Consider the following 23,205-nt stretch of genomic DNA (forward strand, 5'->3'; position numbering starts at 1 on the left):
ACAGCCGGGCTGACGCCTCCACAACTGGTCTGACCGTGAAGCGCCGGCAGGCGTCGCACGGGTAACGGCGCCTGGGCACGGGTTGGGTGGGCTGGCCGCGGTTCGCTTCGCGCGGAGGCCCCCTGGGGCCGGGGCGCGAAGGGAACCTGCTGAAGCGGCCAGCCCACCCCACCCCAGGGTTACAGCACGAGGGACCAGGAGTTGATGCGGCCCGTGTCGTAGGAGGCCACGTCCTGGACGCGGAGCTTCCAGGTGCCGTTGCCGGCCTCGCCCGACAGGTTCGCGGTGTAGGTGGTCTTCACGTCGGCGGCGCTGTCGTTGCTGTTCGACGCCTTGAGCCGGTACGTGCTGCCGTCCGGGGCGACCAGGTCGACCACGAGGTCACCACGGTAGGAGTGCGTGATGTCCACTGTCACCTTCGAGGTGGACGACGCGGCGCGCGAGCAGCCGGAGATCGTGATCGAGCTGGTGACGGCGGCGCCCGCGTCCGGGATCGACACGGCCTGCCCGTTGTTGCCGGAGCACGTACCCGACGGCGGGGTGGTGGTGCCGCCCGTGTTCTGGCTGATCCACGAGGCGAAGGCCGTCACGTCGGTGTAGATGGCGTTGCCGGTACCGCAGGTGGTGTTGTTGTCGCCGCTGCGGCTCGTGGCGCCGACGAGCGCCCAGCCGGAGCCGGAGGAGACCAGGGCGGGGCCGCCGGAGTCGCCGTAGCAGGCGGTGTTCGTCGTCGTGCCGTAGACGCACAGCTCGTTGCCGGTGTTCATGCCCTGGCAGCTGCTGTCGGAGATGATCCGGGTGTCGAGCTGCTTGAGCCCGTCGGGTCCCTGGTCACAGCCGCGCTGCGGGCAGGTCTGGCCCCAGCCCAGCAGCCGGACGTTGGTGTTCGCCGCCGGGGAGGCCGAGGCGATCGTGATCGGGGCTCCCGAGATCGAGCTGGACAGCTTCAGCAGCGCGATGTCGTACTGGGTCTGGTAGCTCGGGTGCCGGATGATCTGGGAGACGCCGGACAGCTGGCCGCCGGAGGAGCGGCTGTTCGATCCGAACCGGACGCTCACCTGGCTGGGGCTGAGCGGGCCGGACTGGCTGTACGTGCAGTGCGCGGCGGTCACTGCCCACTGGGAGGACAGCAGGGAGGCGCCGCAGTAGTGCCCGCCGCCGACCTGGATCGAGCCCATGAAGGAGTAAGTGGTGGTCGCAGACCCGCCACCGACGATGTTGGCGTGGTTGGAGTCCGGGGCCGGGATGGCGTTACCCGCCGTGCCGAGCAGCCCGACGCCGAGGACGGCTCCAGCGGCGACCGTGACGGCGGCCAGCAGTGTTCGTAGCTTTCGCAACGTGAGGGGTCCCTTCGCGATCCGCGCCTCACCGTTGAGGCAGCGGGACCGCGACCGTAACCACCCGAATGGCGCGGTTACGACAGGGAAAACCCTTGCGCAGACCCTATAACAGGTCCAGTTAAGACAGTCTTTACCCGTATTTATGTGTGGCAAAAGGTGGACTTAGGACTGGGATGGAAACGCGGGCTCAGACGCTGGCGACCGCGAACACCGACTGCCCGAACGGCGAGCGCACCCGGTCGAGCATCCTCGCCACCGGCACGATCCCCCGGTCGTACAGCCGCAGGGCCGGCCCGTTGCGCGGGATCATCCGGAGGGCCTTCGCGCTCAGGTACCAGGTCAGCAGCCCCAGCGGGTTCACATACCTGACGATCTCCGGGGTGAGGCCCGCGCCGGTCATCGCGGCCAGCATCGTCCTCCTCGTGTACCGGCGCTGGTGCCCGATCATCCGGTCGAAGCGGCTCATCGCGGACGGGAAGGCCGGCACCAGGGCGACGATCTTCCCTCCGGGCTGGACGAAGGAGGCCATGTTCCGCAGCGCGGCCACGTCGTCGGGGATGTGCTCAAGGACGTTCAGCGAGACGACCGAGCTGTGCACCGGCCCCGGCCCCTCCCCCGGAAGCTGGAGGAAACGGGCACTCACCACCGGATGGCCCGCGTACCGGGTGCTCAGGTGCTCGTATCGAGCGCGGTCAGCCTCCGACACCGTCAGGCGTGGAAGATGCTCGATCCACTCCGCCGCGTAGTCGCCCAGTCCCGAGCCGATCTCCAGTGGGTGCTCGCCCAGGTGGGGCAGTGCCAGGCCCGCCAGCCAGCGGCGATAGTTGCGGGCGTCGCTCAGGTCCTCCAGTACCTCCGACTGGAGGCCTGTGTCTCCCGTCACAGCCGTCACCCGCAGAAGTTTGGCAACTTTTCCCACGGTGTCAAGCGTCCGTAACCCCCCTAAGTTCGTTAACCTGCCAGAACCCGGCCAAAGAAATGCTGGGGGTGCCGTACCCGACGATCTTCGTGGAGCAGGCCGTGAAGCTGTCCATCCTCATGCCCGTCTACAACGAGGAAGCCCGGGTCGCCGCGGCCGTCAAGCAGGCGCTGGATGTCAGCTACCCGTGCGAGATCGAGCTGGTGATCGTCGACGACGGCAGCAGGGACCGCACGGTGGAGATCCTCACCGCGATCGACGACCCGCAGGTCAAGGTGTTCCGGCACGAGCGCAACCAGGGCAAGGGCGCGGCGATCGCCACGGCGGCCCGGAGCGCGACCGGCGACTACATGGTGATCCTGGACGCCGACCTGGAGTACGACCCGCAGGACATCCCGAAGCTGCTCCAGCCCGTGATCGACGGCTACAGCGAGGTCGTCTACGGCAACCGGAGCTTCGGCGGGCACAGCTCGTACTCCTTCTGGTACGTGATGGGGAACAAGGGCGTCACGCTCGCGGCCAACGTGCTGTTCAACAGCTACATCGGCGACCTGGAGACCTGCTACAAGCTGATGCCGGTCGCGCTGTACCGCTCGCTGAACATCCGGTCCCGTGGCTTCGGCATGGAGGCCGAGGTGACCGGCAAGCTGCTCCGCCGGGGCGTCCGCCCGTACGAGGTACCGATCTCCTACCGGGCGCGGTCCCGCGAGGAGGGCAAGAAGATCACGTGGAAGGACGGCGTCGAGGCGCTGTGGATCCTCGGCAAGGAGCGGATCCGCCGCAAGCCGGGCAGCTAGCCAGGTACCACATCGGGGTCCAGCGGGGATTGTCCCTTCTGGACCCTAATCGTCTTCGCGTCACCGGCCTGTAATCAGTTCCCGTCAACCTTTCAATGATCTTGCCGCGTCCTCTTCCTTGGAGGCACCCACCCACACCGACCGGGTGCACCCAAGGAGGTGTCACCCGGCATGCGCAAACCCCTCGTGCTTCTCGCGCTGCTCGCGTTGCTGCTGTCCGGCTGCGGCGGCCCGTCCGCGGCCCAGCACACCCCACCGGGCCAGCCCGGCGGAACCGCCCCGCTGCCTGCCCCCACCCAGGGCGTGGTGCCTGCGCCGATGCCGGTACCTCCGGCCGAGCCCACCAAGCCGCCAGCTGTCACCATCAACGGCTGCCCGGTGAAGGACGGCTGGGACTGCAACTGGCCGGCCAGGTTCGCCGCCGCGCAGGCCATTGTGGACGGCAAGTCGGGTGCGCTGGCCATCGTGCTCCGCGACCGGAAGACCGGTGCCGTCTGGCGTACCGGCGACACGAACACGAAGATGTGGACTGGTTCGACCATCAAGCTGGCGATGGCCACCCACATCCTGGAAAGCGACAGGGAGCTGTCCACCGCGCAGAGCAAGGACATGAGGGACATGCTCTCCTGGTCGTCGGACGCCGCAGCCGACCGGCTCTGGGCGCAGTTCGGCAAGCACACCATGCTCGGTGCCTTCCGGGAGCGCTACGGCATGTCCGGGCTGACGATGGCCGGGTCGAACAACGACTGGGGCGCGCTGGCCTGCCGGGCCGACGACCTGTCGAACCTGATGTCCTACATCCTCGACAAGCTCAACCTCAACGACCGGTCGTACCTGACCAACGCGATGCGCAAGGTGAGCGACGTCCAGCACTGGGGCGTGTGGTCGGCCGGTGCCGACCTGAACCCCGGCAACAAGAACGGCTGGCTGGAGAACTTCCACAGCGGGCAGTCGCACTGGTGCACGAGCACGGTCGGGTTCGCCGGGCCGGACGAACGGTACACCTTGTCCATCATGTACCAGATGTCGCCGGAACGTGACTCGCTCGACCTCGGTGCCCGTACCCTGAGCGACATCACGGCCAAGGTGTTCGGCGTGACCAACCCGCCGAAGCCCACGATCCGCCCGACCTGAGAATCGCCAGCACTCGGTACCCTCTGAGGCATGGACACGCCGATCACCGACATCGACCGTCAGCAGCGGGCGGAACTGCTCCACAAGGCCGTGGGCGACGGCCGGATCAACCTGGAGGAGTTCAGCGTCAGGGTCGGCGCGGTCTGGGCGGCCGAGAGCGCGGTCGAGCTCCAGCAGTCGACGGAAGGCGTGCCGATGGCCGACGTGCAGATCGTCGGCCAGTCCAGCGCGGCCGTCCAGCCCCGGATCGTGAACTTCATGGGCGACACCAAGCGCAGTGGCCGCTGGCTCATGCCCGGGGTGCTCCGCACGATCAACATCATGGGCGACACGAAGCTCGACCTGCGCGACGCGGTGGCCAGCCCCGAGGTGTTCGCCGGCGGCGTCGTCGAGATCGAGGGCTGGTCGCTGATGGGCGACGTGAAGATCGTGGTGCCGGAGGGCGTCGAGGTCGAGGTGCACGGCTGGGTGCTGATGGGCGACCGGGAGGTCCGGCTGGCCGCCGTCCCGAGGATCGCCGGCACACCGCTGGTCCGGGTGAAGGTGCACGCGCTGATGGGCGATGTCGAGGTGCGCAGCGCCCCGCCCGGCGAACTCCGTAAGGAACTGCCCGGCTGGGTGCGCGCGCTCATGGGCCGCCAGTAACCGGGTAGTTCCGGGCCACCCGCAGGTGAATAGCGGGGAAACTCAGCGAAAAGTAATCCCCTGTGGACGCTGGAGAGCCGTCCACAATCGGGTCGCCTCGGCATCGCGGCCGATCGTGCCCTCACATTTCGCATGGTAAGTTTCCAGAAATCCGCGAATAACGCCCGGGTCGATGGTGTCCGGTGCGACACCGTCGAATTGCGGATGGGCGTGCAGGACGAGCAGGAGCAGATCGCGTACCCGCTCGCCGCGCGCCCCCAGCCCCGGCTGGTAATAGGGAAGATCCAGTACCCGCGCGCCACGCCGCTGGTAGAAACGCAGCCGGGCCTCCGGGTCGCCGTAAGCCTCGCCGGAGCCGTCCTCGCCGCCGGCCGTCTCCCGCCGCTCCCGCTGGTGGCGGGCCGGGTCGGCGACCTCGGCCAGGATCAGGCAGGGGTCGTGCTCGGCCCGCCAGGCGGCCAGGGCTGCGCACAGGAGCGGCCCGCCGATCCCGCCGCCCCGGTTACCTGGCCGGACGGCCATCCAGGCCAGCAGCATCACGCGGGACGGGGCATCCCATTCCCCGATCGCCCCGGCGAGCACCTGCCCGTCGTCGGCGACCGAGAGCCAGATGCTCCCGGAATCGGATCTCGCGAGGCTTTCGAGACTGGAGACTCCGCCGAGTACTGCGGCCGGGAATGAGGGCTCCAGGATTTCGTGGTACAGCTCGTACAGTTCAGGCCCGGTACCCGAAAGTTGTGTCAGCCGCATGCAGCAGAGTCTAGCGAAAGACACGTTCCTCTATAGACATACTGCGATTGGTTTCGTGGCTGCCCGATCGGTTCGCCCGGCTACGGAAATTGCTTATGAAACAGCCGGAACCGAGCGAATTCATGAGTTCACCCGCTGGGCCGTGAAAGCGTCCAGCGAGGCCCGGATGCCCTCGGCCGTCAGCCCGTGCAGCCGGTCGTGGTCGGCGGGCGTGCCGTACCTGCGGAGTTCCTCACGGCCGACGCCGAGCGACAGCAGCCGGTGGGGCCGGTCGGACAGCGCCGCGCTGACGAGGTGCGCCGAGGTACCGGCCAGGTACGGCTCGACGAGCACCACCTCGTTCGTGTACGCCAGCTCCCGGAGCGCCTCGGTGTCCAGCGGGCGGGCAGTCGCCGCGTACGCGACCGAGACGTCGAGCCCGGCCGTCGCCTCCAGTACCCGGTCGAGCATCGGCCCGACGGCGACGACGAGCGGCCCGCCCCACCCGGACTTCACCAGGTGCAGCCCGGCCGGGTGCGCCTCGCGGTTTTCCTGGGTCGACAGCCGGATGTAGACCTGGTCGTCGCTGGCGACGGCGGCGCGGAGCAGCGCGGGTACCTCGTCGCGGTGGCCGGGGACGTGGACCGTCCAGCCGGGGATGCTGTCGAGCAGCGTCACGTCGCGCGGGGACATGTGGGTGAACCCGCCTTCTGTCCAGTCGTACGACGCGCCGACGCTGACCAGTACTCCCGTTACGCCCTGGTGGCCGAAGTCGAGCTTGACCTGCTCGAACGCCCGCTCCACCAGGAAAGGCGCGTAGGTGTGCACGACCGGGCGGAGCCCGGTGAGCGCCAGCCCGCCTGCCACGCCGACCATGAGCTGTTCCCTGATCCCGACGTTGATCAGGCGGTCACTGTGGACGTGGCCGAAGGCTCCGGCGGAGATGTCCGCGAGGACCAGGGCCGACAGCGGGTCCTCGTCGAGGATCTCGGTCATCGTCTTGACGAACGCTTCACGCATTTTTGGGCTCCACGATGGCTGTGACCGCGTGCGGTCGCCTGCTGAGGGGGGTGAGTGCCGCCTCGATCGCGTCGAGGTCGCGGCCGTTGACTGTGGACGTGGTCCAGCCGTTCACGGCGAACCGGGAGGCGATCCCGCCAGCCCAGCCGTGGCTCGCCGACTGGTTGTCGATGACGATGACGGTCAGGTTGTCCAGCCCGACGGCCCCAGCGAAGGCGATGGCCTCGTGGTTGGAACCCTCGTCGAGTTCCGCGTCGCCGAGCAGGACGTAGACCCGCGGTTCGAGGCGGCCCTGGGCCTTGAGCCCGAGCGCGGTACCGATCGCCAGCGGCAGCCCGTGCCCGAGCGAGCCGGCCGACATCTCGGCCCCCGGCACGAGTACCCGGTCGGGGTGGTGGCCGAGGGGGCTGTCCACGGTCGCCGCTGTGTCGAGCCATTCGGCGGGGATGAAGCCCTTGGCGGCCAGTACCGAGTAGAAAAGCGCTGGTCCGTGGCCCTTGGAGAGAAAGAACCGGTCTCGGTCAGGATCGTCGGGGTTGTCTGGATCGATGTGCAGGACCCGGTCGTACAACGTCCAGAGCACCTCCATTGTGGAGGTCGCGCTGGGCAGGTGTTTGTCGTCACCTGTGAAGCGGCGGCGGAGTTCGAGGAGGCTGTCCATGCGGATACACTGCGCTCTCAAGTTGACTTGAACTCAAGGAGCGGTGACCGTGGACACACTTCCGATCGGGGAATTCGCATTCCGGGCGGGAGTCGCGCCTTCAGCGCTGCGCTACTACGAGAACCGCGGCCTGATCCGCGCCGCGCGCACCACCGGCAACCAGCGCCGCTACGAGCGCTCCGAGCTGCGCCGCGTCGCCTTCATCCGGGTCGCGCAGCAGGTCGGGCTGAGCCTCGACGAGATCACGGCGGCCCTCGCCGAGCTGCCGGAGAGCCGCACGCCGACCAAGGCCGACTGGGCCAAGCTCTCGAAGAGCTGGCACGAACGGCTCACCGACCAGATCAAGATGCTGGAGGGGCTGCGCGACGACCTGACCGGCTGCATCGGCTGCGGCTGCCTGTCACTGAAGCGCTGCTCGCTCTACAACGCAGGCGACAAGGCAGCGGAACGCGGCTCGGGCGCCAACTTCCTGATCAAGCAGGCTGTGGCGTCGTGAGTACTACCTTGCCGACGTGTGCGTTGGCTTCGACGACCCGGTGCGCCTCCGCGGCCTCGGTGATCGGCAGTACCCGGTCGATCACCGGCTTGACCTGGCCCGAAGCGATCAGCGGCCAGACCTGCTCGCGGACCTCCGCCACGAACCGGCGCTTCTCCTCCAGCGGCCGGGCGCGCAGCGTCGTGCCTGCCACCCAGGCGCGCTTGCGCATCAGCTTGCCGATGTTCAGCTCGGCCTTGATCCCGCCCTGCGTGCCGATCATGACGAGCCGGCCGCCGGTGGCCAGCGCGTCGATGTTGCGGTCCAGATAGGACGCGCCCATGATGTCGAGAATGACGTTGGCGCTGACCAGCTTCTCGAAATCCTCCGCCCGGTAGTCGATCACCAGGTCGGCGCCGAGCGCCCGGATCGCGTCGTGTTTGGCCGCGCTGGCGGTCGCGGCGACCCGCGCCCCGCGCGCCTTGGCGAGCTGGACGGCGAACGTGCCGATCCCGCTGGCCCCGCCGTGCACCAGGAACTGCTCTCCTGCCTGCAGATCGGCGAGAGCGAAGACGTTCGACCAGACCGTCGTGGCCACTTCCGGCAGGGCCGCAGCCTCGGTCAGACCAAGATTCTCCGGTACCGGCAGCAGCAGGCCGGCATCCACCGCGACCCGCTCGGCGTACCCGCCGCCGGCCAGCAGCGCGCACACCCGGTCGCCCTTACGCCACCCGGCAGCGTCCTCGGCGACCACACCGGAGCACTCCAGGCCGGGCCAGGCGGGGGCGCCGGGCGGAGCCGGGTACTTGCCCTGCCGCTGGAGCAGGTCGGCCCGGTTCACGGCCGTCGCGGCCACCTCGATCAGCACCTCGCCGGGGCCGGGTACCGGGTCGGGCACCTCGGCCCAGGTCAGGACTTCCGGGCCGCCGAAGCTGGGCAGGGTCATAGCGCGCATGAGCCCCAACCTAGCCGCAGTGAGAGGTCAGGCGGCCAGCTGGTCGGCGAAGTACGCCTCGTACTCCGCGACGTAGTGCTCGATCGGGTGGATCGTGCCCGTCTCGTGCACCGCGCCGTGGAACCGGTCCACGAGCAGCGGCGCGGCCTCCGGCACCATGTCCTCGAACTCGCCGCTGCGCACGTGCTTCGCCGAGTCGTAGGCGAACAGCCAGCCGACCGAGCACTCGGTCACCCGGGTCAGCATGAGGTCGGCCACCGCGGACCGGCGCCTGACGTCCTCGAAAGCGACCGCGGCGATCCGCGTCGCCTGGTCACGACTGATTATTCCTCGCATTCTTCGATGCTCCTTTCCTGAATCGTCGCCAGCCGTAACAGCCGGTAGCCGGCAGGCAAACCATGCCGGGCTGACGCTTCGCCGCAGCTCACGCCGGACGGATCGTGGCAACGTACCCCCGCGCCGGCCCAGGAGGAAAGCAGATATTTGACGCGCGGAGTGTGAGCCGGCACCCTGCGGGCACCCACAGCCCGGCCCCGCCCATCTGGCACACTGGGCTCTGCACGTTGGAGGGCTCGCCTAGTGGCCGATGGCGCCGGTCTTGAAAAGCGACACGCGCCCCTCCCGCCACTTCTGCCCCTGGATCCGCTGACCGGCCGAAACCCCTCCGCACCTGGGCTTTCGGCAACTGTCTTCCGTGGTCACCCAGTCCAGTGAAGTCCAGCGACATACAAGATCCAACAAGGGTTTGCGGGACAATCGCGGGCCAAAAATCGCGGCTCCTACCTGGGCTTTCATGCCTACGCTGACCACTCGATCTAACCCAAGGTTCTGGCCAGAGGGGGCCATCCCGTCACCTGGTCTTGACCGACCGCGCTACCTCCAGGGCGTCAACCAGCTCCACCGGTTGACGCCCTGGAGGTTGTGTGGTTGCCCTTGTGGCAGGTGACGGGATGGCCCCCCGAGACAGGACCGGCCCCACGCACCTCCTGAGGCCGTCCTGCTGCCCCTTGGCCATCCCGGATCCTGCCCGTCCGGCGAGGACATGCCCTTGACCTTCCTCGCTCACCACCAGGTCGTCACGCTCGATCGGTGCGAGGTCTGGCCTGAGCCACAACCAGACGACCCGGCACGCGCGGAGAGCTGGGCAGGCTGATCGAGTGTCACCGTGAGCGGGCAGGCGTCGCGACCACTCCACTTCGGTCTTCAAAAGTGCTGGACCACCTACCCGCCTCGCGGCTGGCTCTTGAGCGTGCCGGTCGTGGTCTCCGCCGGTTCTCGGCGGCTTCCCGTGCCCGCGGCCGACCGGAGGGAGAGCCGCGGGCACGGCGTGCCGCCGGGCGGCTGCCGCGACCGGCACGCGCGCCGCGAGGCGCGCCTTGATCCTGTAGAGAACAATTCGGCAACCACCTGCGTGCTGGTGAGCGGCTGGGCTGGAGCAAAGTTATGACGCAAGATAGACCCGTGGAGCCGAAGCCTGACCCGAACGCCGAGTGGTGGACGACCTCCGACGTGGCTGCGTACCTGGGCGTTCAGGGATCGACGGTTACGAACTATCGCAAGCGCGGCCAGATGCCCGACTCTGACTTGTCGCTGGGCAGAACCCGCCTGTGGAAGCCTGCGAAGATCATCAAATGGCATGAGGAGCGACCGCGCCCCGGCGTTGGTGGTCGGCCGGTGACAGCGAAGGACTGAAGCTGTCAGTTTTTTTGAAAGTTCGTGCCTCCGCGCCCTGTTTAGCCTTGTCCTATGAGGAACGAGAGGGAAGACGTGAACGAGATGACTCCCGGTCAGCGGGTCGCTCGTGCGCGCAAGCGGAAGGGCTGGACGCAAGGTGACCTTGCTGCGGCAGTAGATCGCTCCGCTTCCTGGGTGGCCAAAGTAGAAGGTGGGCATGCTCCTCTTGACCGGCGCAGCATCATCGATCGCCTCGCTCACGCCCTGGGCGTGGAGGTCGTGGAGCTGACCGGACAGCCCTACCGGCCAGCCACACAGAACATGGACTCAGGACACGCGGCCGTACCGGCCCTTCGCCTGGCTCTCCAGCGAGCATCACTGCCGTCGTTCGCCTCGATCGAGCGACAGCCACGCCCACTGATGGATCTTCAACGAGCCATCGCCCATGCTGAAGATCTGCGCCAAGCGGCGAACTTCTCACCCTTGAACTCGCTGCTTCCAGACCTCATTGAAGACCTCGTAGTTCTTGGCCGTACCGAAACGGGAGATGCTGCGGCCAGCACAGCGGAACTCATGGTCCGGGCATGCCACATCGCTCGCGTCATGGCCAACCTAACTGGGCACCACGATCTTGCATGGCTTGCTATGGAGCGCGAGCTTTCGGCAGCACAGTCTGTTGGGTCGCCGGTCGTTCTGGCTGCGGCTTCGTGGGATCTGTGCGGAGCATGGCTCCACGCTGGGGCAATAGACGAGGCCCGAAACGTGGCGACGCAGGCAATCGACACGCTTGACGGCCTCCAAGGTTCGGACGCTCCGGACATCCCAGCCATGCTAGGAGCCATGCACCTTCGCGCGGCCGTTGCCTACAGCCGTCTGTGGTCGGCAAGCGATGCGGCTGCCCATATCGCTGAGGCTCGCCGGGTGGTTCAGCCAAGCGGAAACGCATGGCAAACGCAGTTCAACGCCGCCAACCTCGCGATTCACGAGGTCGAGATCGCAATTGAACTGGGCCGCCCTGGCGACCTTGAACGCCAGGTGCAGTCGGTACCAGTCTCGGAGATCAACTCCGGGGAACGTCTGTCCCATTACTGGACTTGCAAGGCACGCGGTCTAGGCATGAGCAACAAGCCAACAGAGGCGCTGGAGGCCCTGCTCAAAGCCGAGCAGATCGCTGGCGCTCACGTGCTCAACCGACCGATGGCGCGGGCGCTCATCATGGATCTACTCAGCCGTACACGCCGGGGAGTCCATCCTGAGCTGCGCCGCATGGCTGGACTGATCAACGCTTAAAAGATCTTGGACAAGCGGCACGACTGCTAGTTTTCAAGTACCAGTTGAACTGGTACTCTGGGCCATAGAAAAACCTCGACGGGGCTGGCACCCCATCGAGGCAGGTACATCGGACCCTCGGACAAAGGACTCACGATGTCTTCTCAGCTTACTGTCCCTGCTGCCGCTCCGGTTCCTGCGGGCAGGCCAGATTTCACAATCACCCTGGATCGGCTGGTATTCGCGCGCAAGCCTCCGCGTGAGAACTTCGCTGGCGTGTGCGGCTACTGCGGCTCGCTCGGCTGTGAGAGCCCGCGCTGCATCGACCGGCACGAACGGTCCATCTGGATCATCTGCCCGGACTGCCAGGGCGGCACGGAGGATGCCGACTGCCACTGCCTGTGGGGCGTGTCGGAGATCTTCGAGCCGACCCGCGCGAAGATCCTGGCCGGTCAGGCGGTGCAGGCATGAACACCACGGCGACGGCCACCGAGCCGGTGTCGGCTGAGCTGCTGCTGGCGGTGGTGTTCGGGCTCAACGACTTCGAGCTGGCTGCGGCGTTGCAGGTCGTGACAATCCCGCCGGGTATCCCGAACACGGGGAGGAAGATCCGCCTGGCGATGGAAGGGCTCGCCAAGCTGGGCCTGGATGAGGTCCGCCGGATCGGGCTGGAAGCGGGGAAGGCTTCGCGCCGCCGGTTGATGAAGTTCGAGCTGGGCGGCCCGAAGGCTGACGTGTCGGCGGAGCTGGCAGTCCTGGAGAACCTGTTCCCCGGTGAGCGTGGCCGCAACGCCCGGGACGTCGCGGGGATCCTGGCGATGGATCTCGGCTCGCCTCACGGCATCGTTTCTCCTGAGGAGGCGTGGCTGTGACCCTCGCCGTCCTGCCGCCCGCCAGCCCGGCCGCCGAGGCTGTTCCGCGTCCGGGCTCCCGGGCCGCCCGCATGGCCGTACCGATGTCGCTGGAAGTACTCCGCCAGATCGCGGCTGAGTCTGGCGTGTGCCTGCACCCGATCGCGCTGCGCCGTACCGATGTCACGACCGGGCAGACTGAGGTCATCGAAGTTCCGTGTGGTGCCCGGCTGGCCTCGAAGTGCGCACCCTGCGCTGAACGGAACCGCAAGCTGCGTATCCAGCAGATCCGGGAGGGCTGGCACCGGGCCACCGAACCCGACCCCGTACCCCGTGCCGCGACCGAAGAGGAACGCTGGCTCGTCGGATACCGGGCCGCACTCGAATGGGAACGTGCCGCCCTGATGAGCGCCCGTCTCGACCCTGACGAGCGTGCCCGGCAGCTCGCCGACCTGGATGCCGCGATCGGAGAAGTCTCCGCCGAGCTCGCCAATGCCGGGCTGCGCGGAAAGCTCCCGTCCTCGGCCGAGCCGTCCAAGGCTGCGGTGAAGCGATCCACGAAGCGGCGCCAGGACGTACCCGACCTGCCTCGTATGAAGGTCGACCGGGGCCGGACAGTGGGCCGCGTCATCGCCGGACAGGACGGGTCGCTGCACCGTGACTCGATGCTGCTTACGATCACCCTGCCGTCCTATGGGGACATCCACTCGCCCCGCCGCGCCGGCCGACCGGTGTGTCCGTGCGGGTCGTCGCATCACCCGGACGACCCGGTGATCGGAACCCCGGTCGACCCCGCGTCCTACGACTACCGCCGTGCCGCTCTCGACGCGATTCACTTCTCCCGGCTGACTGACCGGCTCTGGCAGAACCTCCGCCGCGCAACCGGCATCAACATCCAGTACGCGGGCTGCGTCGAACTTCAGAAGCGGCTGGCCCCGCACGCACACTTCGCCGTACGCGGCACTGTCCCGCGTGCTCTGGTCCGCCGGGTTGCTGAGGCGACGTACCACCAGGTGTGGTGGCCTGCCCATGACGAGCTGCTGCACGATCCTGCCCGCCCTCCCCGGTGGGATGCCGGTTCGGAGTGCTGGACCGACCACGCGGGTACCCCCATCGACCTGGTGCCGTGGGACGACGCGATCGAGGCCATCGACCAGGCCGACGAGCCCGAACCCGCCCATGTGATCCGCTGCGGCCGGATCGACCCGCGCGGAGTGAAGGGCGGCACGAAGGACGCTGAACGCACCATCCGCTACGTCACGAAGTACCTGACCAAGGACATCACCGAACACGTGCGGCCCGAAGCCTCGGCTGCCTCCGCCCACTTCGACCGGCTCCACGCTGAGCTGTCGGTGCTGCCCTGCTCGGCAACGTGCGCAAACTGGCTGCTGTACGGCATCGCCCCCAAGGGCTGCACAGGCAAGCTCCGGCCCGGTGCCTGCCGTGGCAAGGTTCACCAGCGCGAATCGCTCGGCTTCACCGGACGGCGGGTGCTGATCTCCCGGCAGTGGTCCGGCAAGACGCTCACCGACCACCGGCAGGACAACGCCGCGTGGGTCCGGGCGCTGCTGGCTCTCGGCAACGACGACCAGGGCGACGAGCCCGAACCAGCGCTGCCACGGCGGTACGAGTACGAGCTGTGTCGACCGGACGATCCGGACCTGCCGCCGGAGTCGCTGCGCATCATGCGCGCGATCACTGTCCGAGCTGGATGGAAACACCAGCTCAGGCAGGCAACAGAACGGCTCGGAGAACTCTCGGCAACTTCAACCCTGGCCCTCGCGGCCTGATCGAAAGGAGATGGCTATGGATCGACTGAGTGTGCGGCCTGCTGAGGCTGCCCGGCTTCTGGGTGTCTGCCGTGACACCGTGTACGTCATGCTGCGGGCTGGCCAGCTCCGATCGGTGAAGCGTGGCCGGGCTCGGCTTATCCCTGTGGCTGCGATCGAGGAATACCTCTCGGCAACTGAGGAGTACGCCGCGTGAGCCAGAAGAGCACGAGCCAGAAGAAGCCGCGCCGGGCCAAGGGCGAGGGCTCGATCTACCAGCGCTCGTCGGATGGCCTGTGGGTGGCCGCGATCGATGTCGGCTACGTGGCAGGCAAGAGGCAGCGTGCTGTGGGGTACGGCGCGACGCAAGAGGAGGCGATCGAGGAGCGGGACCGGATCAGGGACCAGAAGAAGGCTGGCCTGGACCTGACGAAGAAACCGAAGACGGTGGCTGACTGGCTGGATGAGTGGCTGCTGATCAAGGCTGAGGAGGAGCGGAGCCCGAGCACGCTCGATCGGTACCGGAGCGTGGTGGATGTGCATCTGCGGCCTGGCCTCGGTTCGGTCCGGCTGGACAAGCTGACGGCCAAGCGCATCCGGCAGTTCCTCGCCGGGTACAAGGGGAAGCGGTCACCGGCGACGATCCTCAAGATTCACGCTGTTCTGAGGGCGGCGCTCAGTGGTGCGATGGCTGAGGATTTGCTGACCAGGAACGTGGCCAAGTCGGTGACTCCCGGTGGCGGTTCGCGGGATGAGCGGCGGGCGCTGACTCCGGATGAGGCGAAGACGTTCCTGCGGGCGATCAAGGGTGATCGGCTGGAGTCGGTATTCCTGCTGGCGATCGCGACTGGGCTGCGCCGGAGTGAGCTGCTGGGCCTGCGGTGGAGTGACGTGGATCTGGATGGCGAGGCGCTGTGGGTCCGCCAGAAGCTGATCCGTAGCAGTCAGGGCCTGACGATCGGCTCTCCGAAGACGCACCGGTCGAAGCGTCCGATTCCCCTCCAGCGGGTTGGGCTGCTGGCTCTGCGTCGGCAGAAGGCCCGGCTGGCTGAGGAACGGCTGGCCGCTGGTGAGGCGTGGAAACCGGAGTATGACCTGGTGTTCCCGAATACTCTCGGCAAGCCGATGGAGCCGCGCAACGTCAACCGGCGGTTCGAGAAGTACAGGGCGGCGGCCGGGCTGGACTGGCTCGACCTTCACGACCTGCGGCACGCCTTCGCCACGTTCCTGCTCGATGCTGGCGAGGAGCTTCGGACGGTCATGGATCTTCTGGGGCATTCCACGATCAGGCTGACGGCTGACCTGTACGGGCACGTGCTGGCTCCTCGGGCTCGGGAAGCCGCAAAGGGCATCGATCAGGCTCTCGGCAACCTGGCATAGCCGAGTCTTGGCAGCTCATCCGCCATCGGACTAGAATTCGGACTATGACAATGACAATGACGGTCACTGATGCGAAGGCGCGGCTGTCCGAGCTTGTGGCAGCCGTCGCGACGACCCATGACCATGTGGAGATCACCCGCAACGGCGAACCTGCTGCGGTGCTGGTCTCCCACGATGAGCTGGTGGCGCTCCGGGAGACGATCGCGCTGCTCCGTGATCCTGGTGCTCAGGCGGACATCGCGGAGGCTGAGGAAGACGTCACTGCTGGCCGGACTGTCAGCGCTGAGGAGATGCGGAAGCGGATGCTGGCGAGTCGGCGGGGTGGCGCGTGAGCGAGGAGAAGTGGGCCGTGGAGATCACTGGCCCGGCTCAGCGGGCTCTGGAGAAGACTCTTCCAGAGCCCGTCGCGTGGGCGGCGCTGGCGTTCATCACGGACCGGCTGCCGTACAACCCGCATCGGCTTGGCGGTGAGCTGGAGGGTCCGTACGAGGGGAAGCGGTCGGCGCACCTCGGGACGTACCGGGTCGTGTACCGGATCGATGAGAAGAAGCGGACGGTGTATGTCCTGGCGATCCGGCTGCGCGGCGATGTGTACGGCGTCTGACCGGGCCATAGGCTACACGGCTGGCTACAACTCGACCATGATCGAGAAGAGTATTACCTGGTGGAGACGAGGGGAATCGAACCCCTAACCCCCGCCTTGCAAAGGCGGTGCTCTGCCAATTGAGCTACGTCCCCGAGTCTTGCTCCACCCGTGCCAGCCTTACCGCACCACGCGCAACACTACCTCTGCGCGCTCCGGTCTCACCTCTCGCGAGGCTCGGCCCTGGCAAAGTCCCGGCAGCCAATCAGACTACCGCCTCACCGAACCATCACGGCCAGGACGATCGTCAGGCCGTACCCGGTAACGAGACCCGGCGACCCAGCAGTCTGACTCAGCCAGCCGGATCGCGCAGGCCTTGCGGAACCTATCGGAGGTCGGGAGCCGTGGTCGCCTCGTGCCACAGGGCACGCTCGTCGTTGGCGTCCTTGACCTTCTTCACCACGAAGGCTGCGGCACCGATGATCCCCGCGATGATGATCAGCTTCTTCAGCATCGGGTGAATCTCCCTAAGCATCGAGCGGTTGGATCTATCTATGGGTCTTGCTCTTGGTGCTGTTGGTGGGGCTAGCTGGAATCGAACCAGCGACCTCAGAGTTATCAGCTCTGCGCTCTAACCGACTGAGCTATAGCCCCGTGACACGCGAGAACGAACTTTACCCCACACCCTCCCGACACCCAAAATCGGGGGCCCGCCCACCTGAAACCCCAGCCCACAACCGCCCCGCGACCAGCCAGCGCCCACCCGCCGGCCACCCCGGCCCCGGTCGTCGCACCGCTCGGAGCCCCGGCTGGAAACCGCTCCGAAACATCCCCGGCACACGCCCCGCCTACCGTCCGCGCATGATCCTCAAGCCGGCCACCGCCGCCGACCCGGACGTCGTCGCGCTCACCACTGCACAGCAGGCCGAGATCGCCGCCAGGTACCTGCCAGACGAGGAAGCAGGCGGGTACCCGCTGGACGACACGGCCCGGTACCTGGTCGCGTACACCACCGAGGGCCAGCCGATCGCCTGCGGAGCCATCCAGACCCTCCCGGCGGCCCCTGCACAGCCTGCGCCGCCAGCACCAGCACCAGCACCGCTCAACCCGCCCACAACGCCCACACACGCCGAACTCAAGCGGATGTTCGTTCACCCCGCCCACCGCGGCCGTGGCCTCGCACGGCGGCTCCTGGCGGCCCTGGAGGACCTGGCGCGCGCCGAGGGGCACCACACCCTCAGCCTGGAGACCGGTACCCGGCAGGCGGAGGCGATCGGGCTGTACACGACGGCCGGATACGCCGAGATCCCGCTGTTCGGCCACTACGCCGGCAGCACCACCAGCGTCTGCTTCAGCAAGTCCCTGGTCTGACCCGCACGCCCCGTGCCACCACACAACAAGAGGCACCAGGACAACGAGAAGCGCCGCACCCCGGCCGACCCGGGATACGGCGCTTCCTTCGTCCTCTGTGTACCGCTAGGGGCACACCACCATCCGAGCTTCCGCTACTCCTTCTCGGAGAGCGTCAGCTCGACGCCACCCACCAGGTCCGCGCACACGTTGTAGATGAACGCGGCCAGAGTGGACAGTGCCGTGAACAGCACCATGTTCACCACGCCCAGGACGGCCGACGTGCCGATCACACCCAGAGCCGTGATCTTGAATGCCGACTCCTTGTTCTCGCCAGCCGAGCCGATCAGGTTGCCGAGAGTGGTGTTCACGCTGTCGAAGACGCCCATCGCGTCCAGCGCCAGGTACAGCACGGCCGTGGCGACCACCATGACGATGAAGAGCACGACGGAGACCGCGAACGAGAACTTCATGACCGACCAGGGGTCGATCCGCTTCAGGTGCAGTCGCGCCCGGCGCGGGCCACGTGAGGCCGCGGCGGACACGGTGGCCCGTGCCGCCCGGACAGCCTCGGCGACCTGCCCCTTCGTCCCAGCCGGGATCGGGGCCGCCGCCACGGCGACCTTCGCTGTGGCGGTCACTGGCGCCTCCTGAACGGCGGGCTGGACAGCCGTCGGCCGGGCCGCAGCGACCGCGGCGGAAGCCGCGACCCCGGTGGCTGGCAGGCTGTCCGGCGGCGGGTTCATACCCGGCGGACGGGTGAACTTCGGCGCCGAAGGTTGCGCCTCTCCGGGGACTGTGGCGCGCCCAACCGCCGCGCGACCAGCCGCGCTCTGCACGGCAGCACCATCCGGACCGCCCCCCGAAGGCCCGGCCGGCGTCGAGTTCTTCGCCTGTGTCTCCGTCATCGGCTATTCCTGTTCGTCCGGCTCGTCGGCATTACGGGCAACAGCCACGATCGTCACACCGTCTGGGAGTTCCATCAACTTGACACCCATTGTGTTCCGATCCCGCGTCCGGCGCACAGGCTTCACGGGAGTCCGGATCACTCCGCCGTTCGACGTGATGGCGAACAGCTCGTTGTCCGGTTCGACGGAGAGTGCGCCCACCAGGCCACCCCGCTTCGAGGTGATCTTGGCGGTGAGCACGCCCTTGCCGCCGCGGCCCTGCACCGGGTACTCCTCGATGGGGGTGCGCTTGGCGAAGCCGCCGTCGGTGACCACCAGGATGTCGGAGCCCTCCCGGGCGACCTCCATCGCCAGCAGCTCGTCGCCGTCGCCGAACCGCATGCCGATCACGCCGGACGTGGCCCGGCCCATCGGGCGCAGCGCCTCGTCGGTGGCCTGGAAGCGGATCGCCTGGGCGTGCTTGCTGACCAGGAGCAGGTCGTCGTCCTGCGAGACCAGCTGAGCCGCGACGAGCTCGTCGTCGTCCTTGAGGTTGATGCCGATCACGCCACCCGAGCGGTTGGAGTCGAAGTCCTCCAGCTTGGTCTTCTTCACCAGGCCGGCCTTCGTCGCCAGCACCAGGTACGGAGCGACCTGGTAGTTGGGGATCTCGATGATCTGGGCGATCGTCTCCTCCGGCTGGAAGGCCAGCAGGTTCGCCACGTGCTGGCCCTTGGCGACCCGGGATGCCTCGGGCAGCTCGTAGGCCTTGGCCCGGTACACCCGGCCCTTGTTCGTGAAGAACAGGACCCAGTCGTGGGTGGAGCAGACGAAGAAGTGGCTGACGATGTCGTCCTGGCGGAGCGTGGCGCCGCTGACGCCCTTGCCGCCGCGCTTCTGCGAACGGTAGAGGTCGACCTTGGTCCGCTTGGCGTACCCGGTGCGGGTGATCGTCACGACCACGTCCTCGCGGGCGATCAGGTCCTCCATCGAGACCTCGCCGTCGAACGGCACGATCTTCGTCCGCCGGTCGTCGCCCCACTTGGCCACGATCTCGGCGAGCTCCTCGCCGACGATGTTCCGCTGGCGCTCCGGCTTGGCCAGGATGTCGAGCAGGTCCGCGATCTCCAGCTCGATCTTGGCGAGCTCGTCGATGATCTTCTGCCGCTCCAGGGCCGCGAGGCGGCGGAGCTGCATGTCGAGGATCGCTGTCGCCTGGATCTCGTCGACAGTGAGCAGCCCCATCAGGCCCGTGCGGGCCTCCTCGGTGCTCATCGACCGGCGGATGAGGGCGATGACCTCGTCCAGCATGTCGAGGGCCTTCACCAGGCCACGCAGGATGTGCGCGCGCTCCTCGGCCTTACGCAGGCGGTACTGCGTGCGGCGGACGATGACCTCGAGCTGGTGGGCGACGTAGTGCCGGAGGAACTGGGCCAGGTTCAGCGTCCTGGGCACCCCGTCGACCAGGGCCAGCATGTTCGCGCCGAACGTCTCCTGCAGCTGCGTGTGCTTGTACAGGTTGTTCAGCACGACCTTCGCCACCGCGTCGCGCTTGAGCACGATCACGATCCGCATGCCGGTACGGCCGCTGGACTCGTCGCGGATGTCGGCGATGCCGGTCAGCTTGCCGTCCTTGATCAGGTCGGCGATCCGCTCGGCGAGGTTGTCCGGGTTGACCTGGTACGGCAGCTCGGTGACCACCAGCACCGACCGGCCACGGGCGTCTTCCTCGACCTCGACGACCGCGCGCATCCGGATCGAGCCGCGGCCCGTCCGGTACGCGTCCTCGATGCTCTGCCGGCCGACGATCAGGCCGTAGGTCGGGAAGTCCGGCCCCTGCACGATCTTGATCAGCTCGTCGAGGGTCTCGGCCTCGTCGGCCTCCGGGTGGTCCAGGCACCACTGCACGGCCTTGCCGACCTCGCGCAGGTTGTGCGGCGGGATCTTGGTGGCCATGCCGACCGCGATGCCCTCGGAGCCGTTGACCAGCAGGTTCGGGATACGCGATGGCAGGACGTCCGGCTCGGTGGCCCGGCCGTCGTAGTTCGGCGAGAAGTCGACGGTGTCCTCGTCGATGTCGCGCAGCATCTCCATCGCCAGCGGGTCGAGCTTGGCCTCGGTGTACCGCATGGCGGCCGGCGGGTCGTTGCCCGGCGAGCCGAAGTTGCCGTGGCTGTCGATCAGCGGGTACCGCAGCGACCAGGGCTGGGCCATCCGGACCAGGGCGTCGTAGATCGAGCTGTCGCCGTGCGGGTGGTACTGGCCCATCACGTCACCGACGACGCGGGAGCACTTCACGAAGCCGCGCTCCGGCCGGTAGCCGGAGTCGAACATGGCGTACAGGATCTTGCGGTGAACAGGCTTGAGGCCGTCGCGGACATCCGGCAGCGCCCGGCCAACGATCACGCTCATCGCGTAGTCGAGGTAGGAACGCTGCATCTCCACTTCGATGCCGACCAGGTCGATACGCTCGCCGCCGCCGGGCGGCGTGCTCGTCTCCGTCACAGGTAACCCTTCTCGCTAGTGAGGTCGGCTCAGATGTCCAGGAACCGGACGTCTTTGGCGTTGCGCTGGATGAAGCTCCGGCGCGATTCCACGTCCTCACCCATCAACACGCTGAACAGCTCGTCGGCGGTTGCAGCATCGTCCAAAGTGATCTGGAGGAGCGTGCGGGTCGCCGGGTTCATCGTGGTTTCCCAGAGTTCGTGGTAGTTCATCTCGCCCAGACCCTTGTTGCGCTGGATCTCGTCGGGCTTCGCGTTCGGCTTCGACTCCTGGCGGAGCTTGATCAGCCCGTCGCGCTCCCGGTCGGAGAACGCGTACTGGATGTCGTCGCCCTTCTTGTTCCACTTGATCTTGTACAGCGGCGGCTGGGCCAGGTACACGTGCCCCAGCTCGACCAGCGGGCGCATGAAGCGGAACAGCAGGGTGAGCAGCAGCGTGTTGATGTGCTGGCCGTCCACGTCGGCGTCGGCCATCAGCACGATCTTGTGGTACCGCAGCTTCTCGGCATCGAAGTCGTCGTGGATACCGGTGCCGAGCGCGGTCACCAGCGCCTGGACCTCGTTGTTCTTCAGCGCCTTGTCGATGCGCGCCTTCTCGACGTTCAGAATCTTGCCGCGGATCGGCAGGATGGCCTGGATCTTCGGGTCACGGCCCTGCTTGGCCGAGCCGCCGGCCGAGTCACCCTCGACGATGAAGATCTCCGACAGCCGCGGGTCGGTGGACTGGCAGTCGGCCAGCTTGCCCGGCATCGAGCCGGACTCCAGCAGGCTCTTGCGGCGGGCCAGCTTGCGGGCCTGCTGGGCCGCGACGCGCGCCCGGGCCGCCTGGGAAGCCTTGACGATGATCGTCTTGGCCTCCGACGGGTTGCGCTCGAACCAGTCGACCATCCACTCGTTGCAGGCCTTCTGCACGAAGCTCTTCATCTCGGTGTTGCCGAGCTTGGTCTTCGTCTGGCCCTCGAACTGCGGGTTGGCCAGCTTCACCGAGATGATCGCCGCGAGACCCTCGCGGATGTCCTCACCGGTCAGCTTCTCGTCGGCCTTGAGGAACTTCTTCTCCACGCCGTACTTGTTGACGATCGTGGTCAGCGCGGCGCGGAAGCCCTCCTCGTGCGTGCCACCCTCGTGCGTGTTGATCGTGTTGGCGAAGGTGTAGACGCTCTCGCCGTACGACTCGTTCCACTGCATGGCGACCTCGAGGGACATGCCCTCGACCTCGGCGCTGAACTCGACCACGGACTTGTGGATCGGGTTCTTGCTGGCGTTGAGGTGCCGGACGAAGTCGGAGATGCCGCCCTTGTAGCAGAAGACGACCTCCCGCTTCTCTTCCTCGTTCTCCGGGCGCTCGTCACGCAGGACGATCGTCAGGCCCCGGTTGAGGAAGGCCATCTCCTGGAGGCGGCGGTAGATGGTCTCGAAGTTGTAAACCACGGTCTCGAAGATGGCCGGGTCGGGAATGAACTCGATCGTGGTGCCGTGCTCGTTGGTCGGCTCGCCCTTGACCAGGTCGGCCACAGCCTTGGAGTTGCGGAAGTCCTGCCGCCAGACGTGGCCGTTCTTCTTGACGGTCACCTTGACCTCGGTGGACAGCGCGTTCACGACGGAGATACCCACGCCGTGCAGACCACCGGAGACCTTGTAGGCGTCGCCGTCGAACTTGCCGCCGGCGTGCAGGATCGTCAGCGCGACCTCGACACCCGACTTCTTGAGCTTGGGGTGCAGGTCGACCGGAATACCACGGCCGTTGTCGATCACGCGGACGCCGCCGGTCGGCAGCAGGGTCACGACGATCGTGTCGCAGATGCCCGCGAGCGCCTCGTCGACGGAGTTGTCGACCACCTCCCACACGAGGTGGTGCAGGCCCCGCTCACCGGTGGAGCCGATGTACATACCCGGCCGCTTGCGGACGGCCTCAAGGCCCTCCAGCACGGTCAGTGAACTGGCGCTGTAACTGTCTTGCTGTTGCTTCGGCGCTGCCACCCTCGGTCGCTTTCTCCGCCCAACGCTGCTGGACGGCAGTCGGCACGGGCACGGCGTCGACATGGGCGCTGGGCACCCCCGACGCCCGTACGCGCGGATCTGATCGGCTGCTTCGCGGTAATCCTACTTCGGCCCACCGACAGAACATGCACCAGACGGCCTGAAGTCGCCGTAGCGCCGATGACGGCCCCAGGTTGGCATCCCCCCACGCAACCCGCGCGGCTGGTGCGGCGGGTGGCTAATCAGGGCTCGGTTGGCCCGGCGGGGGTATGCCGGGCCCGGC

At 67.4% G+C, this 23,205-nt stretch carries 24 protein-coding genes, 2 tRNA genes and 2 pseudogenes; 14 read left to right on the forward strand and 14 right to left on the reverse strand.

What is annotated here, in order from left to right:
- Positions 1 to 179 precede the first annotated feature (179 nt).
- The 3 genes and pseudogenes from A3G1_RS42305 to A3G1_RS0109015 all read right to left on the reverse strand — a co-directional run.
- A pseudogene (locus tag A3G1_RS42305) lies at positions 180 to 554 on the reverse strand (proprotein convertase P-domain-containing protein); the annotation flags it as partial.
- Positions 555 to 578: 24 nt separating this feature from the next.
- Positions 579 to 1,493 (reverse strand): annotated as a pseudogene (locus A3G1_RS42310) (S1 family peptidase); the annotation flags it as partial.
- A 34-nt stretch (positions 1,494 to 1,527) separates the two neighbouring features.
- A complete protein-coding gene (locus A3G1_RS0109015; protein WP_018349151.1) occupies positions 1,528 to 2,232 on the reverse strand; it encodes a class I SAM-dependent methyltransferase in 705 nt (234 codons plus the stop codon).
- A 128-nt stretch (positions 2,233 to 2,360) separates the two neighbouring features.
- Between A3G1_RS0109015 and A3G1_RS0109020 the strand changes: the two genes are divergently transcribed.
- From A3G1_RS0109020 to A3G1_RS33980, 3 genes are all read left to right on the forward strand, one after another.
- Positions 2,361 to 3,056, forward strand: a complete 696-nt coding sequence (locus A3G1_RS0109020; protein WP_026211952.1) for a glycosyltransferase family 2 protein — start codon at positions 2,361 to 2,363, stop codon at positions 3,054 to 3,056.
- Between the two features lie 171 nt (positions 3,057 to 3,227).
- Positions 3,228 to 4,190, forward strand: a complete 963-nt coding sequence (locus A3G1_RS38320; RefSeq protein WP_018349153.1) for a hypothetical protein — start codon at positions 3,228 to 3,230, stop codon at positions 4,188 to 4,190.
- Between the two features lie 30 nt (positions 4,191 to 4,220).
- Positions 4,221 to 4,835 (forward strand): DUF1707 SHOCT-like domain-containing protein, encoded by a 615-nt coding sequence (locus A3G1_RS33980; protein ID WP_018349154.1) that lies wholly within the window; start codon positions 4,221 to 4,223, stop codon positions 4,833 to 4,835.
- Between the two features lie 42 nt (positions 4,836 to 4,877).
- Here the strand turns inward: A3G1_RS33980 and A3G1_RS0109035 are convergent, their stop codons facing one another.
- From A3G1_RS0109035 to A3G1_RS0109045, 3 genes are all read right to left on the reverse strand, one after another.
- Positions 4,878 to 5,585: a hypothetical protein gene (locus A3G1_RS0109035; protein ID WP_018349155.1), complete on the reverse strand. Its 708-nt coding sequence runs from the start codon at positions 5,583 to 5,585 to the stop codon at positions 4,878 to 4,880.
- Between the two features lie 120 nt (positions 5,586 to 5,705).
- On the reverse strand, positions 5,706 to 6,584 hold the full coding sequence (locus tag A3G1_RS0109040; RefSeq protein ID WP_018349156.1) for a transketolase family protein: 879 nt from the start codon (positions 6,582 to 6,584) through the stop codon (positions 5,706 to 5,708).
- Positions 6,577 to 7,245, reverse strand: a complete 669-nt coding sequence (locus A3G1_RS0109045; protein WP_018349157.1) for a thiamine pyrophosphate-dependent enzyme — start codon at positions 7,243 to 7,245, stop codon at positions 6,577 to 6,579. The genes A3G1_RS0109040 and A3G1_RS0109045 overlap by 8 nt, the downstream gene beginning before the upstream one ends.
- Positions 7,246 to 7,288: 43 nt before the next feature.
- Between A3G1_RS0109045 and soxR the strand changes: the two genes are divergently transcribed.
- Positions 7,289 to 7,741 carry a redox-sensitive transcriptional activator SoxR gene (soxR, locus tag A3G1_RS0109050; RefSeq protein ID WP_018349158.1) on the forward strand — a complete coding sequence of 151 codons (453 nt, stop codon included), beginning with the start codon at positions 7,289 to 7,291 and terminating at the stop codon, positions 7,739 to 7,741.
- On the opposite strand, the gene A3G1_RS0109055 is transcribed toward soxR, so the two are convergent.
- Both A3G1_RS0109055 and A3G1_RS33985 read right to left on the reverse strand, forming a co-directional pair.
- Positions 7,719 to 8,675: an NAD(P)H-quinone oxidoreductase gene (locus A3G1_RS0109055; protein WP_026211953.1), complete on the reverse strand. Its 957-nt coding sequence runs from the start codon at positions 8,673 to 8,675 to the stop codon at positions 7,719 to 7,721. The genes soxR and A3G1_RS0109055 overlap by 23 nt on opposite strands.
- A 27-nt stretch (positions 8,676 to 8,702) precedes the next feature.
- Positions 8,703 to 9,011, reverse strand: coding sequence for a YrhB domain-containing protein (locus tag A3G1_RS33985; protein WP_026211954.1), 309 nt, complete (start codon positions 9,009 to 9,011; stop codon positions 8,703 to 8,705).
- Positions 9,012 to 10,136: 1,125 nt separating this feature from the next.
- Here A3G1_RS33985 and A3G1_RS40430 point away from each other — a divergent pair.
- From A3G1_RS40430 to A3G1_RS0109105, 9 genes are all read left to right on the forward strand, one after another.
- Positions 10,137 to 10,367, forward strand: a complete 231-nt coding sequence (locus tag A3G1_RS40430) for a helix-turn-helix transcriptional regulator (RefSeq protein ID WP_040477895.1) — start codon at positions 10,137 to 10,139, stop codon at positions 10,365 to 10,367.
- A 54-nt stretch (positions 10,368 to 10,421) separates the two neighbouring features.
- On the forward strand, positions 10,422 to 11,639 hold the full coding sequence (locus A3G1_RS39505) for a helix-turn-helix domain-containing protein (protein ID WP_040477897.1): 1,218 nt from the start codon (positions 10,422 to 10,424) through the stop codon (positions 11,637 to 11,639).
- A gap of 135 nt (positions 11,640 to 11,774) precedes the next feature.
- Positions 11,775 to 12,089 carry a hypothetical protein gene (locus tag A3G1_RS40435; protein WP_157641016.1) on the forward strand — a complete coding sequence of 105 codons (315 nt, stop codon included), beginning with the start codon at positions 11,775 to 11,777 and terminating at the stop codon, positions 12,087 to 12,089.
- On the forward strand, positions 12,086 to 12,490 hold the full coding sequence (locus A3G1_RS0109080; protein ID WP_018349163.1) for a hypothetical protein: 405 nt from the start codon (positions 12,086 to 12,088) through the stop codon (positions 12,488 to 12,490). Before A3G1_RS40435 ends, A3G1_RS0109080 begins: the two co-directional genes overlap by 4 nt.
- Positions 12,487 to 14,259 (forward strand): replication initiator, encoded by a 1,773-nt coding sequence (locus A3G1_RS0109085; RefSeq protein WP_018349164.1) that lies wholly within the window; start codon positions 12,487 to 12,489, stop codon positions 14,257 to 14,259. Before A3G1_RS0109080 ends, A3G1_RS0109085 begins: the two co-directional genes overlap by 4 nt.
- 16 nt (positions 14,260 to 14,275) lie before the next feature.
- The gene (locus tag A3G1_RS42095) at positions 14,276 to 14,455 is read left to right on the forward strand and encodes a helix-turn-helix domain-containing protein (RefSeq protein ID WP_018349165.1); all 180 of its coding nucleotides are present in this window, start codon (positions 14,276 to 14,278) and stop codon (positions 14,453 to 14,455) included.
- Entirely contained in the window at positions 14,452 to 15,618 is a 1,167-nt protein-coding gene (locus A3G1_RS0109095) for a site-specific integrase (protein ID WP_018349166.1), read from the forward strand. The genes A3G1_RS42095 and A3G1_RS0109095 overlap by 4 nt, the downstream gene beginning before the upstream one ends.
- A 44-nt stretch (positions 15,619 to 15,662) precedes the next feature.
- Positions 15,663 to 15,950 carry a type II toxin-antitoxin system Phd/YefM family antitoxin gene (locus A3G1_RS0109100; protein WP_157641017.1) on the forward strand — a complete coding sequence of 96 codons (288 nt, stop codon included), beginning with the start codon at positions 15,663 to 15,665 and terminating at the stop codon, positions 15,948 to 15,950.
- Positions 15,947 to 16,222, forward strand: a complete 276-nt coding sequence (locus tag A3G1_RS0109105; protein WP_018349168.1) for a type II toxin-antitoxin system RelE family toxin — start codon at positions 15,947 to 15,949, stop codon at positions 16,220 to 16,222. The genes A3G1_RS0109100 and A3G1_RS0109105 overlap by 4 nt, the downstream gene beginning before the upstream one ends.
- A gap of 58 nt (positions 16,223 to 16,280) precedes the next feature.
- Here A3G1_RS0109105 and A3G1_RS0109110 read toward each other — a convergent pair.
- From A3G1_RS0109110 to A3G1_RS0109120, 3 genes are all read right to left on the reverse strand, one after another.
- A tRNA-Ala gene (locus A3G1_RS0109110) sits at positions 16,281 to 16,356 on the reverse strand.
- A gap of 230 nt (positions 16,357 to 16,586) precedes the next feature.
- Entirely contained in the window at positions 16,587 to 16,715 is a 129-nt protein-coding gene (locus tag A3G1_RS41360) for a DLW-39 family protein (protein WP_018349169.1), read from the reverse strand.
- A gap of 63 nt (positions 16,716 to 16,778) precedes the next feature.
- A tRNA-Ile gene (locus tag A3G1_RS0109120) sits at positions 16,779 to 16,855 on the reverse strand.
- A 207-nt stretch (positions 16,856 to 17,062) separates the two neighbouring features.
- On the opposite strand from A3G1_RS0109120, the gene A3G1_RS0109125 reads away from it, so the two are divergent.
- A complete protein-coding gene (locus tag A3G1_RS0109125) occupies positions 17,063 to 17,572 on the forward strand; it encodes a GNAT family N-acetyltransferase (RefSeq protein ID WP_018349170.1) in 510 nt (169 codons plus the stop codon).
- A gap of 134 nt (positions 17,573 to 17,706) precedes the next feature.
- Here the strand turns inward: A3G1_RS0109125 and A3G1_RS0109130 are convergent, their stop codons facing one another.
- From A3G1_RS0109130 to gyrB, 3 genes are read right to left on the reverse strand one after another with little or no spacing between them, the layout of a single operon-like run.
- Positions 17,707 to 18,459, reverse strand: a complete 753-nt coding sequence (locus A3G1_RS0109130) for a DUF3566 domain-containing protein (protein WP_026211956.1) — start codon at positions 18,457 to 18,459, stop codon at positions 17,707 to 17,709.
- A 3-nt stretch (positions 18,460 to 18,462) separates the two neighbouring features.
- Complete coding sequence (gene gyrA / locus A3G1_RS0109135) at positions 18,463 to 20,943, reverse strand: DNA gyrase subunit A (protein WP_018349172.1); 2,481 nt, start codon at positions 20,941 to 20,943, stop codon at positions 18,463 to 18,465.
- Between the two features lie 29 nt (positions 20,944 to 20,972).
- Positions 20,973 to 22,985 (reverse strand): DNA topoisomerase (ATP-hydrolyzing) subunit B, encoded by a 2,013-nt coding sequence (gyrB, locus tag A3G1_RS0109140; RefSeq protein ID WP_083936822.1) that lies wholly within the window; start codon positions 22,983 to 22,985, stop codon positions 20,973 to 20,975.
- Between the last annotated feature and the right edge of the window lie 220 nt (positions 22,986 to 23,205).

The organism is Longispora albida DSM 44784 (genome assembly GCF_000379825.1).
Classification (GTDB): domain Bacteria; phylum Actinomycetota; class Actinomycetes; order Mycobacteriales; family Micromonosporaceae; genus Longispora; species Longispora albida.